General features: G+C 63.5%; 11 protein-coding genes. 5 read left to right on the top strand and 6 right to left on the bottom strand.

Features of this window, described 5'->3' with window-relative positions:
* Positions 1-417 precede the first annotated feature (417 nt).
* Complete coding sequence (locus QGG75_22160; protein MDP6069928.1) at positions 418-2019, top strand: choline dehydrogenase; 1602 nt, start codon at positions 418-420, stop codon at positions 2017-2019.
* A gap of 309 nt (positions 2020-2328) precedes the next feature.
* Here QGG75_22160 and QGG75_22165 read toward each other — a convergent pair whose 3' ends face one another.
* A complete protein-coding gene (locus tag QGG75_22165; GenBank protein MDP6069929.1) occupies positions 2329-3108 on the bottom strand; it encodes an SDR family oxidoreductase in 780 nt (259 codons plus the stop codon).
* Positions 3109-3226: 118 nt separating this feature from the next.
* Here QGG75_22165 and QGG75_22170 point away from each other — a divergent pair, with 118 nt between their 5' ends.
* On the top strand, positions 3227-4276 hold the full coding sequence (locus QGG75_22170; protein MDP6069930.1) for an NAD(P)-dependent oxidoreductase: 1050 nt from the start codon (positions 3227-3229) through the stop codon (positions 4274-4276).
* A gap of 180 nt (positions 4277-4456) precedes the next feature.
* Complete coding sequence (gene rsgA, locus QGG75_22175; protein MDP6069931.1) at positions 4457-5497, top strand: ribosome small subunit-dependent GTPase A; 1041 nt, start codon at positions 4457-4459, stop codon at positions 5495-5497.
* A gap of 5 nt (positions 5498-5502) precedes the next feature.
* Here rsgA and QGG75_22180 read toward each other — a convergent pair whose 3' ends face one another.
* The 4 genes from QGG75_22180 to QGG75_22195 all read right to left on the bottom strand — a co-directional run bounded on the left by QGG75_22180 (position 5503) and on the right by QGG75_22195 (position 9841).
* A complete protein-coding gene (locus tag QGG75_22180; GenBank protein ID MDP6069932.1) occupies positions 5503-6813 on the bottom strand; it encodes a TRAP transporter large permease subunit in 1311 nt (436 codons plus the stop codon).
* A gap of 4 nt (positions 6814-6817) precedes the next feature.
* The gene (locus tag QGG75_22185) at positions 6818-7297 is read right to left on the bottom strand and encodes a TRAP transporter small permease subunit (GenBank protein ID MDP6069933.1); all 480 of its coding nucleotides are present in this window, start codon (positions 7295-7297) and stop codon (positions 6818-6820) included.
* A gap of 109 nt (positions 7298-7406) precedes the next feature.
* On the bottom strand, positions 7407-8438 hold the full coding sequence (locus QGG75_22190; protein ID MDP6069934.1) for a TRAP transporter substrate-binding protein: 1032 nt from the start codon (positions 8436-8438) through the stop codon (positions 7407-7409).
* A gap of 221 nt (positions 8439-8659) precedes the next feature.
* Complete coding sequence (locus QGG75_22195) at positions 8660-9841, bottom strand: enolase C-terminal domain-like protein (protein ID MDP6069935.1); 1182 nt, start codon at positions 9839-9841, stop codon at positions 8660-8662.
* A 130-nt stretch (positions 9842-9971) separates the two neighbouring features.
* Between QGG75_22195 and QGG75_22200 the strand changes: the two genes are divergently transcribed.
* Entirely contained in the window at positions 9972-10982 is a 1011-nt protein-coding gene (locus QGG75_22200; protein MDP6069936.1) for a LacI family DNA-binding transcriptional regulator, read from the top strand.
* Positions 10983-10995: 13 nt separating this feature from the next.
* On the opposite strand, the gene QGG75_22205 is transcribed toward QGG75_22200, so the two are convergent.
* Positions 10996-11862 (bottom strand): phytanoyl-CoA dioxygenase family protein, encoded by an 867-nt coding sequence (locus tag QGG75_22205; GenBank protein ID MDP6069937.1) that lies wholly within the window; start codon positions 11860-11862, stop codon positions 10996-10998.
* Positions 11863-12052: 190 nt separating this feature from the next.
* Here QGG75_22205 and QGG75_22210 point away from each other — a divergent pair, with 190 nt between their 5' ends.
* Positions 12053-14017: a corrinoid protein gene (locus tag QGG75_22210; GenBank protein MDP6069938.1), complete on the top strand. Its 1965-nt coding sequence runs from the start codon at positions 12053-12055 to the stop codon at positions 14015-14017.
* Positions 14018-14383: the final 366 nt, after the last annotated feature.

A 14383-nucleotide genomic window follows, 5' to 3' on the forward strand; every position in this document is an offset into this window, starting at 1 on the left:
CCTTTTGTCGTGCTCCCTTCAGGGGTTGTTTGGGAACAGCAAAACCAGGCGCGATCCCCACAATAGCCAATTCAAGGACTATGAGCCCAACCGCTATGGCGATGACTTGTAGAGCGATCACGTTGACCTACTTTGTCAGCGAAGCACAGTGTGTATGTATACGACAAGAATAATTGTATCAAGGCTGTCAAATGTCCCCTCCGGGTCACCAGCCGAAGTGAAGCGAGCGATCCCAGCCCTGGGATCGTCTGCTGCGCTCCGAAACCGCCCATCGGCGGGATCGCCATATCGGGCCTGAGCGCTCGGGCTCGTGATCTCGCCGGTTTGGCGAAGGAAACCCGGACGGGCACGGGCCTTGCGGGCCGGGCCATCCCCGCTTTACCCTCGCCAGTCGAGGGCTGTGCGCGGGGCAGAATAGTGACCGAGACTTACGACTACATCGTCATCGGTGCCGGCTCGGCCGGTTGTGCCGTGGCGGCCAGGCTTTCCGAGGACCCGGGCGTCCGGGTGCTGTTGCTGGAAGCCGGCGGGCGCGACCGCAATCTGTGGATCCACATACCCGTGGGCTATTACCGCACCATGATCAATCCGGCGCTCTCGTGGCGCTACGAGACGGCGGCCGACGACAAGGTGGCGGAGCGCCGCCTGTCGTGGCCGCGGGGCCGCGTGCTGGGCGGTTCCAGCTCGATCAACGGCCTCTTGTATGTGCGCGGCCAGCACCAGGACTACGACCACTGGCGCCAGCTCGGCAATCCGGGCTGGGCTTACGAGGACGTGCTGCCCTATTTCCAGAAGGCCGAGGATCAGGAACGCGGCGCTGACGAATTTCATGGCAGCGGCGGGCCGCTCAAGGTATCGGACATCCCCGACCGCCGCCCCATCTGCGAGGCCTTCATCGCCGCCGGCAAGGAACTGGGAATTCCCGGCAACACCGACTTCAACGGGGCGAGGCAAGAGGGCGTGGGGTATTTTCAGACCACCTCGCGGCGGGGTCGGCGGTCGTCCGCCGCCACCGCCTACCTCAAGCCCAATCGCGGGCGGCAGAATCTAAACGTCGTGACGCGGGCGCATGTTTCGCGCCTTGTCGTCAGCGAGGGCCGGGCCACGGGGATCGAGTGGCTGGAGCGCGAGGTGCCGCGTAGCGCCGACTGCCGGGGCGAGATCGTGCTGGCCGGCGGTGCCATCAACTCGCCGCAGCTTTTGCAGCTCTCGGGCATCGGACCGGGCGAGGTGCTCGGCGAACTGGGCATCGAAGTGGTGCAGGACATGGCCGGCGTCGGCCGCGATTTGCAGGACCACTACCAGGTGCGCTCGATCTGGGAGATCAAGGGTGCGCGCTCGCTCAACAGCGACGTCCACAATCCCTTCCTCAAGCTCATGATCGGCCTGCAATACGCCTTGAAGCGCAGCGGTCCGCTGACCATCAGCGCCGGCCAGGTGGGCATGTTCGCCCGCACCCGGCCCGAACTGGCGTCGCCCGACATCCAGTTCCACTTCATCCCCTTCAGCGCCGAAAAGCCCGGCCAGCCCTTGCACCGCTACGCCGGGGTGACCTCCTCGGTCTGCCAGCTCCGGCCGGAAAGCCGCGGCGAGGTGATGATTACTTCCGCCGATCACCGCCGGCATCCGCGCATCGAGGCCAACTATCTCGATGCCGAGCTCGACCGCCGTACCCTGGTCGAGGCCATGAAGCTCAACCGCCGGCTCTCCGAGACCCCGGCCTTCGCCAGGTATATGGCCCGCGAGCGCGAGCCCGGACCCGACTACCAGAGCGACGACGAGTTGCTGCAATACGCCCGCCAGAACGGCACCACCATCTACCACCCCACCAGCACCTGCCGCATGGGGCCGGACGAGCGCGCCGTGGTCGATGCGCGGCTGAGGGTCAAGGGCATCAATGGGCTGAGGGTGGCGGATTGCTCGATCATGCCGACCCTCATTTCGGGCAACACCAACGCGCCGGCCATCATGATCGGCGAGAAATGCGCCGACATGATCAAGCAGGATCGCCACGGCTGACGCCGGGTTTTTTTTTGGTCCCTCACCGGGCGCGCGCTCCGCGCGCTTGGCCTCCGCCCCCTAGAGGGGGGCGGCTTAGTGCGGGACTTTTGTAGACCCTCACCGGGCGGGCGCATCCGCGCCCTTGGCCTCCGCCCCTCCAAGGGGGGCGGCTTAGCGCCGACATCAAAGCGTGGTTTGTGTTGCTTGTTCTTTTATTGCAACGGGAGCGACCGCGACCCGCCGCTACTGCGGCGCGCCCGCGCAGGCAGCGGAGCGCAGCTCCGCCGCCGTGAGCGACAAAATCGTAACGTGGGTCCCAGACCCACGTTACGGCATCATCCAGCCGCCGTTGACTTCCAGAGAGTGGCCGGTGACGTAGCTCGCGAGGGCATTCGAGGCGAGAAACAAATAGGCCCCGGCGCATTCGTCGGGTTGGGCCATGCGGCCGAGCGGCACGTTGGCCATCAGGGCGTCGCGGATTTCCGGGGGCGTGATGCGCCGGTGCAATTCGGTGTCGAAGTAGCCCGGTGCCACGCAGTTGACGCGAATGCCGTGGGCCGCCCATTCGCGGGCCAGGCCGCGGGTCAGCGAGGTCACGGCGGCCTTGGTCATGGTGTAGACCACGGCGCCGGGTCCGCCGCCGAAGCGGGCCGCCACCGAGGAGGTGTTGACGATGGCGGCGCCGGGCGATTCTTTGAGGTAGGGGAAGGCGGCCCGGCAGGTGGCGGCCACGGCGTCGAGGTTGAGCGCCGTCACCTGGCGGTAGTCCTCACCGGCGTGTTCGGCGAAGGGGCGGCGCTTGAGGGGGCCGCCGGCGTTGTTGATGAGGATGTCGAGGCCGCCGAATAGCGCGGCGGTGTCAGAGACCAATTGCTCTCCGGCACCTTCCTGGGTGAGATCGGCGCCGATCGTCTCGGCCTCGCCGCCGGCCGCCAGGATGTTGTCGCGAACCTCGCGGGCGCGGGCCTCGCCGGCGCCGTAGTGGACCGCCACCCGGGCGCCGCAGGCGGCGAAGGCGGCCGCGGTGGCGGCGCCGATGCCGGCGCTGGCGCCGGTCACCAGGACGGCCTTGCCGGCAAATTCCACAAAGGGCTGGTTCCAAGTCACGATAATTACCCCCAATCACCCAACAAATACGGTTCCGTTTCCGCCTGCCGCGATTCTTCGCTAAGCTTCACCCAGGATCAAGCTGCCTGGGGGGCAGCGCTGTTTCAGGGAGCAACACGTGAGCGAAAGAAAATACCGGGTGGGCGTCAGCCCCCGCATCCGCCGCGCCGACGGCAGCCCCACCTTTCCCGCCTACGATCTTGCGCCGTTGGCCGGGGCGGCCGATATCGAACTGGGGCTGCTGCCCAGGGAAAAGATCCTCGAGCCCGAGACCCTCGATGATTTCGACGCCGTGATTCTGTTTCTCGAACAGGTCCGCGAGCAATCCTTCACCGGCACTGAATCCGTGCGCCTTGCCCACATCGCCCGTTTCGGCGTTGGCTACGACACCATCGACGTGCCCGCCTGCAGTGCCAACGACGTGGTCCTGACCATCACCCCCGACGGCGTGCGCCGGCCCATGGGCCAGGCCATCATGGCGCTGCTGCTGGCCATGGTGGGCAACCTTTTGCCCAAGGACCGCATCGCCCGGGGCGGTGCTCAGGCCTGGCCCGAAAGCCGCGATTTCCATGGCCGCGGCCTGGTGGACCTTACCTTGGGCACGGTGGGCTGCGGCAATATCGGCACCGAGATGTTCCGCCTGGCCAAGCCCTTCGAGATGCGCTTCATCGCCCATGATCCCTATGTCGACGCCGCCGAAAAGGCCGAGTTGGGCATCGAGATGGTGGATCTCGAAACGGTCTTCCGCCAATCCGACATCCTCACCTTCAACTGCTGGCTCAGCGACGAGACCCGCGGCATCGGCAGCCGCGAGCGGCTGGCGCTGATGAAGAGGGACGCGTTCTTGATCAATACCAGCCGCGGTCCCGTGGTCGACCAGCCGGCGTTGCTGGAAGTGCTGCAGGAACGCCGCATCGCCGGGGCGGCGCTCGACGTCTTCGATCCCGAACCGCCCGCTCCCGACGATCCCATCCTGGCGCTCGACAACGTCGTGCTGACGCCGCACGCGCTGGGCCACACCGACCAGATGCACGCGCTTTTCGGCGAGATCAACTGCGCCGCCGTCGAGGCCGTGCTGGCGGGCCAGGTGCCAGCCAACGTGGTCAACCCCGAGGTGCTCGAACAAGCCGGATTCAAGGCCAAACTGGGCCGCCTCGGCAGCGCCTGAGAGAGGAAATCATATGCCCAAGATCGACCGCTATGCCTTCATCGCCAGCGTCATCGCTTTCGCCATCCTGGCCATCGTGCTGTTTGCCACCTCGGGACAGGTTTAGCGGCCGGCTGTTTGACGCACTGAGTTCGGCGCGCACTGGCTGATGCGAGACCGATGACCTCCCGGTTCTCAGACTTGGTCGACTTCGGCTGGAATGCTTGTTTTGACACCCAACTCGAGCCCGACGACTTGGTTCGCACCGTCCCGGTACGAGTGATGGCGGTTCATCGCGGCGGCCTTAGCGTGGCCGGGCCTGCTGTCGACACACTGATACCACCCTTTGTTGCGGCCCTGGATGATGAAGAGACCACTGCTACTGTGGGCGATTGGTTGCTGCTCGATCCCAGGACATCCCGGCCGAAACGCCTTCTGGAGCGCAAGAGCCTGTTCAAGCGACGGGCTGCGGGAACCGGTCGCAAGCTGCAGCTCATTGCAGCCAATGTGGACACGGTGTTCATCGTCTCGTCCTGCAATCAAGACTTCAATATTGCGCGGCTGGAGCGCTATCTGGCGCTGGCGCGCGAGGCCGATGTTACGCCGGTCATCGTGCTCACCAAAGCCGACCTAACGGAAGAGCCCGAGGAATTCGCCCGTACGGCAGTCCAATCCCTGCCCGGTCTCTTGGTGGAAGTCTTGGACTCTCGCGATCCAGACAGGGTCGCTTGCCTCGCTCCTTGGTGCGTGAGCGGCCAGACGGTCGCGTTGGTTGGTTCGTCGGGCGTCGGAAAATCGACGTTGATCAATACGCTAATCGGCGTCGAGCGGATTGCGACACAAGGTATTAGAGAGGATGACGACAAGGGGCGACACACGACATCCGGACGCGCGCTATATCGTCTGCCGGTCGGAGGCTGGCTTTTGGATACGCCCGGCATGCGCGAGTTACAACTGGCCAGCGTGAGATCGGGGATCGATGATGTGTTTGCCGACGTCGTTGTCTTGGCGGGGGAGTGCCGATTCGGTGATTGCCGACACGAAACCGAGCCAGGTTGTGCCGTATTGACGGCAATAGAGTCGGGCACACTTGATGCGGCTCGCCTCAAGCGCTGGCGAAAACTCGCCGCCGAGGAGGCGCACAACTCTGGAAGCCTAGCCGAGCGCCGCGCCAGCGATCGTGCGTTCGGCAAAATGGTGAAGGTCGTCATGAGAGAAAAGCGCCAGCACGACAAGGGGTGATAGAGCTATATGTACTGCGTCAGCCAGAGCGCGATTTCCGGGTTGAGCAGCACGATGGCCAGGCCGATGAGCTGCAGGCCGATGAAAGGCCACATGGAATTGAATATCTGGTTGAGCGTTATTTCCGGTGGCGCCACGCTTTTCAGGTAAAAGCAGGCCGGCCCGAAGGGCGGGCTGAGGTAGGAAACCTGCATATTGAGCGTGAACAGAATGCCGAACCAGATGGGATCGTAGCCCAGCGCGACAATGACGGGGACGAAGATCGGCATGGTCAGCAGGCAGATGCCGATCCAGTCCATGAAGGTGCCCATGACGATCAACAGCGCCATCATGATGACGATGATGGCCAGCGGCGGCACCGGCAGCGTCGTCAGCATGGTCTTCATGTAGGCGGTGCCGCCCATGATGTTGTAGATGCCCACGAGCGCGTTGGCGCCGAAGGAAAGCCAGATCAGCATGCCCACGGTGCGCATGGTCTGGTAGAGCGCATCGCGCATCATGGTGAGGTTGAATTCGCGCCTGACGACGGCCGAGACCATGGCCCCGGCAACGCCGACGGCGGCCGCCTCGGTGACCGAGGCGATGCCGGCATAGATGCTGCCCAGCACCCAGACGATGACGGCCAGCGGCAGGATCAATCCCTTGACCAGCCTGATCTTTTCCGTCCGGTCGATCTTCATGTCCGAATCGCTGACCTTGGGCGCCAGGCTCGGATTGATCCAGCAGCGCACGATGATGTAGGTGATGTAAAGGGACGCCAGCAGCAAACCCGGCCCAGCACCGGCCAGAAAGAGCTTGCCGATCGAGACATTGGCCACCAGACCGTATACGATTAATACAACGCTAGGTGGTATCAACGTGCCCAATGATCCGCCGGCGCAAATGGTGCCGATAGCCAGCTTTGGGTCGTAACCCAGCCGCAGCATCTGGGGCAACGCCACCATGCCCAGCAGCACGATCTCGCCGCCGATGATGCCGGTCATGGCGGCCATGAAGACGGCCACCAGCGTGGTCTGCACGGCGACGCCGCCGGGCAGCCGCCCGGCCAGCAGGAACATGGCGTCGTATAGGTCGCGCGCCACCCCCGAGCGCTCCAGCACGCAGGCCATCAGGACAAACAGCGGCACCGCGACGAAGACGTATTCGGTGACGAAACCGGTCACCCGGCTGGCCACCAGGGGCAGGCCGGCGAAGCCGAGCTGGTAGAGGGTGCAGGCGATGGCAACGGTCAGCGTGGTGTAGACCAGGGGCACGCCGAGCGCCATCAGCGTCAGCATGGAGGCGATAATGATCAGCGAGATGACTTCGATGCCCACGGCCCTAGTCCTCGCCCCGCAGCAACTTTACCGCCAGGCTGAGGTTGGCCAGCACCACCAGCACGGCGCCGATGGTGATGGCCGGCTTGACGATGCCGTAAAGTGGCGGGTCCCAGGCGCTGCCGGTCTTTTCCCAGACCTCGATGGCCATCAGGCTTTGGTCCCAACTGGCATAGACCAGGAGGCCGACGCATACCAGACCGATGAGCACGGCGAAGCCTTCGAGCAGGCGTTGGATGCGCCGCGGCAGGATCTCGAAAAGCGCCGTGATGCGCACGTGTGCCCGTTCCTTGGTGACGTAGCCGCCGGACAAAAGGTACGACACGGCGCAGATGATGATGACGAATTCATGGGCCCACAGCGTCGGCGCATTGAAAACGTACCGCAGCGTGATTTCGTAGCACGATATGGCCACGGCAAAGAGATAGAAATAGGCGGTCGTGCGGCCGACGAAATCGTTCAACAAATCGATCAACTTGATCATTCAGAGCCCCCGCTGGCGGCCGTCGGGAAGAGGGGAAAACGGCAAAACAGAGAGTCCCGTGACACGGTGTCACGGGACTCGTTTTTGTTTGCAGTGAACTCCGGTCGCTCTAGTCGAGGAGCGCCATCTTCTTCATGAAGGCCATGTGCGATTCGTAGGCTTTCTTGGCCAAGGGGCTGGTCTTGGAAAAGTCCTTCCAGGCTCCGGCAGCGATGTTGCGCAGCTTGTCACGCTCGGCCTGGGTCCAGTTGATGATGGTGGTCGCCTTGCTCGCCCGGTCGCGGGCCACCAGCGTGCGATCGCTGATCTCCAGTTTCTGGATCAGATCCATCATGGTCGAGCGATACCAGAAGTCGACGGCCAGTTTGTCGGCCGCCGAGAGCGCGTCCCACTTGTTCTGGCTGACCGTGAAATGAATGATCGGCATGGAATGGATGCCCGGATAGATCGGGAACTTGGCGATGTCATGCAGGCCAATGCTCTCGTCCTCGGTGTAGGAGGAATAATCCGCGGCCTGGATCACGCCCTTTTGCAGGCTGGTGAAGACCTCGGAGGCAGGCAGACCGACCGGATTGGCGCCGGCGCGGCGGAAGACCTCGGCGGCCAGCCCCTCGGGCGAGCGCATCTTGACGCCCTTCATGTCGGCGACGCTCTTGATGGGGATGGTCGAGGTGAAGGATTCCTTGGCGTAAGGCGCGCAGCCCACCACCTTGACGCGCTTCTTGGTGTACTTGTCGAAGGCTTCCTGGAAGATGTCCATGCCGCCGCCCTGATAGCAGTAGCTGAGCAACTGCCAGGGCGTGTCGTAGCCGGCGATGAGATCGCCCATCACCGCGAACACCTTGTCGCGGCCGCCGAAATAGACGGTGGCGGTGAAGTCGCCCTGCAGGATGCCCTGGCCCACGGCGTCGATGGTCTGGTTGTGCGGCACCACGGCGCCGCCGCCAACCCAATTGATTGCCACCCGCCCGCTAGTCAGGGTCTTGAGCTTGGCGCCCCAGGCCTCGACATGCTTGAAGATGGCCGAACCGGCGGGCATCGAGGTCTGTACGGTCCAGGTTTCGGCCAAGGCCCAGGTCGAGGCGGCGACGGACATCGCGCCGGCCAGCAAAATGGACTGGGATAGTCTTGCCATTTTCATCTTTGGTCTCCCTGTAGACGAGCCGTGAATGGCTCGGTTGTCCCCCCAAAGAACATGCCGCCGAAACGAGCGAGGCTTGACCGCCTCGATCTTGCGTGCCCTGAGCCGACGACAATCACCCCTTTGACGACGACGACGGTCGCCGATGATAGCGCTAACACCATATGCCGTTTGGCATTTCCTTGTCCACCGAATTGTAGACGCAGGGCGATGCTGCTTAGCTATTCGATGACCATCAGCGCCGTGCGGTTACGCGCGATGAAATCCCAGTCGTAGTCGACGCCGAGCCCGGCGCCATCGGGTACCGGCACGCAGCCATCGGCGCCCAGATCCTCGGCCTGGTCGGAATAGCCGCAGGCATAGACCGGCGGCACCGTGTTGGGCATATCGGGGCCGATCAGGGCCATTTCGTAAAAGTGGGTGTTGCGCAGTGCCGCCATCACCGCACGATGGGCGGGCCCGCAGGCGTGGACCTGGACATCGAGCCCCAATGCTTCGCAAAAGTGGGCCAGTTTCATGGCACCCGTTATTCCCATGTCGTATTCGGGATCGGCGTGGATCATGTCGGAGCCGCCCTGAAGCAGGAAATCCGCTTTCAACTCGAGGCCGCGCACGTGCTCGCTGACCAACAGCGGCGTCTTCAGTTGCTGGCGCAGGCGGGCGTGGGCGAAGGCGGAGGTGCCGCCGTCGCGGTAGGGATCCTCGTACCAGAAATAGTCCGCCTCGTCACAGGCCCGGCCGACGTAAAGGGCATCCCGATAGGTGCGCAACTGGCAGGCCGGATCGATCATCAGGGGGAAGCCATCACCCACGCTCTGGCGCACGCCGAGCAGGTTGGTAGCCTCACGGGTGGCGTCGCCGTCGTGCCAGCCGTGGATCTTGAAGCCCTTGAAGCCCTGCTGCTGGCACTGCCGGGCGAACTCGGCGAAGGCTTCGGGGCTCGAGAGGCCGCCGGGTTCCTCCTGGCCGTGATAGCTGCTGGCGTAGGTCGGCAGGCGATCTTTGAAGCCGCCCAGCATCTGCGTTACCGAAAGTCCGTGCTTCTTGCCTGCCAGGTCCCAAAGCGCGATGTCCAGCACGCCGTGGCCCATGTGGTCGTAGGCCCGCACCTCGCGCTTGAGATCGTCGAAGATCAGGGCGCGCTGTTCGGGGTCGCGGCCCAGCAGCGCCGGTGCCAGCATCCGCACTTGGCCCAGCGTGCCGGCCGTGCCTACCCAGTGGCTGACATATTCGCCCTGGGCCCCGTCGTCGCAGCTAATCTTGACCGCGAAGCGGCTGGCCGGAAGCTTCTCGCCCTTGGCATAGATCATGTTGCCGACTCCGGAGGTGCCGGCACGGCCCAGACCGAGGTTCTCGACCTCGAAGCTAAAAGTGTGGATTTCAACGCGATCGATCTTGCTCACGGGGGGTCTCCTAGCCCAGAATAAGTCGCGATGATAACGCTAACATAGTACTTTGCGTCCGGCCAATAAGCCGTTAGAAATGCAGCGGTCATAGGGAGCGGGGAGGGGCCTCGCGGCAGGGAGAATGAAAGTGCGTTCCAACAGGGCGGCATCCGGCCGGGTGCGCATGCTCGACGTGGCCCGCGAGGCTGGCGTCTCGGCCCAGACCGTGTCGCGCGTCCTGCGGCTGCCGGAAAAGGTGGCCGAGGCCACCCGCCAGCGCGTTCTCGACGCCGTCGAAAAGCTCAACTATGTGCCCGATCTGGCGGCCAGCTATCTGGCCTCGAACCGCAGCCGGGTGGTGGCGCTGGTGATGCCCAGCGTCTCGATGTCGATCTTCGCCGACACCGCCGCCGGACTGACCAGCAGCCTGGATCAGGCCGGTTATCAGTTGCTGCTGGCGCACACCGGCTATTCTCTCAACGACGAGGAGGCGGCCATCCGCGCCTTTCTCGGGCGCCGGCCCGATGCCATGGTCCTGATCGGCGTGGAGCACAGCGCCCGAGCCGAGGAGATCCTGCGGCTCTCGGAAATTCCCGTGGTCCAGACCTGGGCTCTGACCGACAGCCCGATCGACATGGTCGTCGGCTTTGACAACGTCGGCGCCGGTTCCGCCCTGGCAGAGTATTTCATCGAACGGGGTTACCGGCGCCTGGCCTTTGTGGGAAACAACGAACTGCGCTCGCGCCAGCGCAGGGAGGGTTTCGTTGCGGCCTTGGCGGGCCGGGCTCCGGCGCCAACGATCGTCAGCCACGAAAGTGTCACGGCGCTGATGGACGACGGTTCCGCCGCCCTGGCCGAGGTGCTGGAACGCCAGCCCGACACCGATGCCATATTCCTGGCCAGCGATATAATGGCTGCCGGTGCCATTTTCGAGTGCCAACGCCGCGGCATCCGGGTTCCCGAGGATGTTGCCATCGCCGGTTTCGGCGGCTACGAAATCGCCCACCAAATCACGCCCAGCTTGACCACCGCCGAGGTTTCGGGGCGCCGCATTGGTGAACTGGCGGCAGGGCTCATCACCGCCAAACTGGCCGGCGAGCCGTGCGAGAAAAGCGTCATCGACGTCGGATTCCGTATCGTTCGGCGCGACAGCGCCTGAAGGCGATATTTTTCTAGCCCGTCTTGGCCAGGAAGCTGTTGGCCGCCGAGCGCTGGTTCTCAAAGATCGAACCCTGGTGCGGTGCCGGCGGCAACGGCATGCGCACGGGCACGTCGGCCAGGCGAGGCTCTAGCGTGGCCTGACCGTTCAGCAGACGGGAATCGAATTCCGCGATGTCGGGCACGCCGAGCAGCGGAAAGGCATCGGCCGCCAGGTACTGGAAGAGCAACAGTCGCCGCGGCCGGAGCGAACTGTTGGGCACGGATCCGTGCAGCGTGCGGCAGTGATGGATGCTGATCGAGCCGGCCGGGCCCAGCACGGGCACTGCCTGGTCGAGAGCGATGGCGTGCTTCTCCACGTCGATGGCACCGCAAAACGCACCGCCGCTGTGGTGGTCGTAGACCGGGCCCCGGTGGCTGCCGGGGATGACCATCAAGGGGCCGTTCTCCGCGTCGACGTCGTCGAGCATGATGCCAACCGCCGCCAGGTCGTCGTTGGTGTGGGGATAGAAGGCCCAATCCTGGTGCCATTCCACGGCGGCGCCGCCGTCCGCTTCCTTGAGATTGAGCTTGCCGGTGTCGAAGCGGAGGCCCGGCCCGATCAGGCGGCCGAGGATATCGACGACTTTCTCGTGGCCTGCCGCGGCGGCATAGGCCGGGTGATGCAGATGCGGCGTTTTGATGCGTCGCACCCGGGGCCGCGTTGCCGTGTGATCGTCCTCGAGGTCGTAAACTTCGTTGTGTTCGGAGACCTCCCGCGAACGCTCGACGAACTCATCGGTGGCCGCCCGAAGTTCCGTGATCTCGGCCGGCGAGAAAACCTCGGGCACAAACAGATAACCCGATCGGCGGTAAAGCTCGATTTCCTGATTCGAGATCATCGTGGTTTCCCCGGCGGTCTTTTTGGCTAGCGTCGATAGCGCTAACATGGAGCGCAAGGCAGCGATTTCAAGAATCTTCGCCAAACTTTACATGCGCTGATGGCAGCGCTAACATTTAGCCCTTGAATGGTCTCCGCCATTGACCGCTCCGGCGCCGTGGGGGGAGCGCGCAATCGAGAAGGAGAGCCTGATGGCTTCCGCCACCCACCGGGAAAATATTCTCGCCGTGATCCGCGGCGAAACGGTCGAAACCATACCTTGGGTGCCGCGCATCGATCTTTGGCACAACGCCCAGGAGCTGCGCGGCACCTTGCCGGAAAAGTTCGCCGGCATGCGGGTCGAGGAGATCCACCGCGCCATGGGCTGGCCGCTGCACAAGTTCTCGCCCGAATACAGCCGCCCTGAAAAGCCCGAAGACCTCAACCACCGCTCCATCGGTCTGTTCGACCTGAAGGAGTTTCCCTACACCTACGAGTTCCCCGCCGACGTCGATATCCGCGTCAGCCATGAGGTCAACGGCAACGAGGAAATGACCCACATGGAATACCACACGCCGGTGGGCATGGTGTCCACGCGCCACGGCTTGACGCCGGAGATGCGCAAGTCCGGCGCCTCCATCTCCTGGGTCAAGGAGCACGCCATCAAGGGGCCCGAGGACTACAAGGTGCTGACCCACATCTTCGGCAACATGTCGATCAAGCCGGCTTACGAGCGCTACAACGCCTGGCGCGACTACATTGGCGACGACGGCATCGCCGTGGCCCACGGCCTGGGCCTGGCTTGCACCTCGCCCATGCACTTCATCCAGAAGACCTTCCTCGACGCCACCGACTTCTACCTCCATCACCACGATTACCCGACCCAGATGGCGGAGCTTCTGGATGCTCTCGAAGGTATCTACGATCAGCTCCTGGAGGTGGTGGCCGGCGCCAAGGTGGACGCCATCCTGTGGTCGGCCAACGTCGACGACATGATCACTTATCCGGCGCTTTATGAGGAATACTTCCTGCCCTGGTGCCATAAGGCGGCCGAAATCCTCAAGCCCACCGGCGCCGTCATGATCAATCACCCGGACGGCGAGAATCAGGGCTTGATGGACTTGATTGCGGATAGCCACATGGACGTGGCCGATGCCGTCACGCCCTGGCCCATGACCAAGGTGCGCATCGAGGAATACTACGACCACTGGTGCCGGCCCGGGCACCTGACCATTCACGGCGGTATTCCCGAGATGCTGCTGCTCGAAAAAACCGCAACCCATGAGGATCTCGAGATGTTCATGGACAATCTCTTCAAGACCATTTCGCCGGGCACCCGTTTCATTGCCTCGATCGGCGATACCATGCCGCCCGATGCCGATTTCGACCGCCTGCTGTACATCGGCGAGCGCATCGAGAAGGACGGCAGCCTGCCGCTCAAGGCGGGCAGCTTCCAGCCCCTGACGCAGGCCAATCTCGAGGCGGCCGCGGAGGCCGTGACGCCCCAATCGGTGAGCGAAACCGTGGCCGCCCTGGAGGTGGGCAAGGTTTTCGAGCAGATCACCGCGGATGTACTGGAGGGCGACGAAGAGCAGGTCGTCATCAATGCCAAGAAGCTGCTGGACCAGGGCATCGCGGCCGGCGACATCTTGAACAAAGGCATGCTGCCGGCGATGGACGTGATCGGCACGCGCTTTTCCGACGGCACCGTCTTCATTCCCGAGGTGCTGCTCTCGGCCCGGGCCATGAACGAGGGCCTCAAGGTGCTCGATCCCTATCTCGCCAGCGACAACGTAAAACGGGGCGGCACGGTGCTGATGGGCACGGTGCTGGGCGATCTCCATGACATCGGCAAGAACATGGTCGTCAGCATGCTCAAGGGCACGGGTTACGATGTTGTCGATCTCGGGGCCAATGTTTCGACTGAGGATTTCGTACAGAAATGCCTGGAACACAGGCCCGACGTGCTCGGTCTCTCGGCCTTGCTGACCACCACCATGCCGCAGATCATCGAGGTGCTGGCGGCCTTGACCGAGGCCGGCATACGCCAGGACATCAAGGTCATCGTCGGCGGTGCGCCGGTCAACCAGAAATATTCCGACGACGTCGGCGCCGACGGTTACGCCCAGGACGCCGGCGAGGCCGTAGCCCTGGCCCGGCGTCTGGTCGAAGCGTAGGGAATTGAAGCTTCGCCGGCCTATTATCCTTGCAAATCTAAGGATCAACTTTAAATTTGCGAGCTTGTGTAAAGTGGTGCCTGCCACCACTTTCTCACCAATTTTCCATCGGTAACTATCTGCTACAGAACGATTTTTTTGCCAGGGGCGTGGAAAAAAAGTGGTGCCTGTCACCATTTTTCCGGCGCACCGGATGCTGGAGGCGTAGGCAGGGCGAAGCAACCTCCCACCCCAACCCTCATATGGGAGTCTCGTTGTCAAGGTGGAACTCCTTTTGGTTTGGTTGTGATCGTCAGGCTTCGCACAGGATGGCCTCGTTTACGTTTTGAGCGGCATTGCCGCATCACCTCATATCCGGTCGGGCAC

The organism is Alphaproteobacteria bacterium (assembly GCA_030740435.1).
Lineage (GTDB): Bacteria > Pseudomonadota > Alphaproteobacteria > UBA2966 > UBA2966.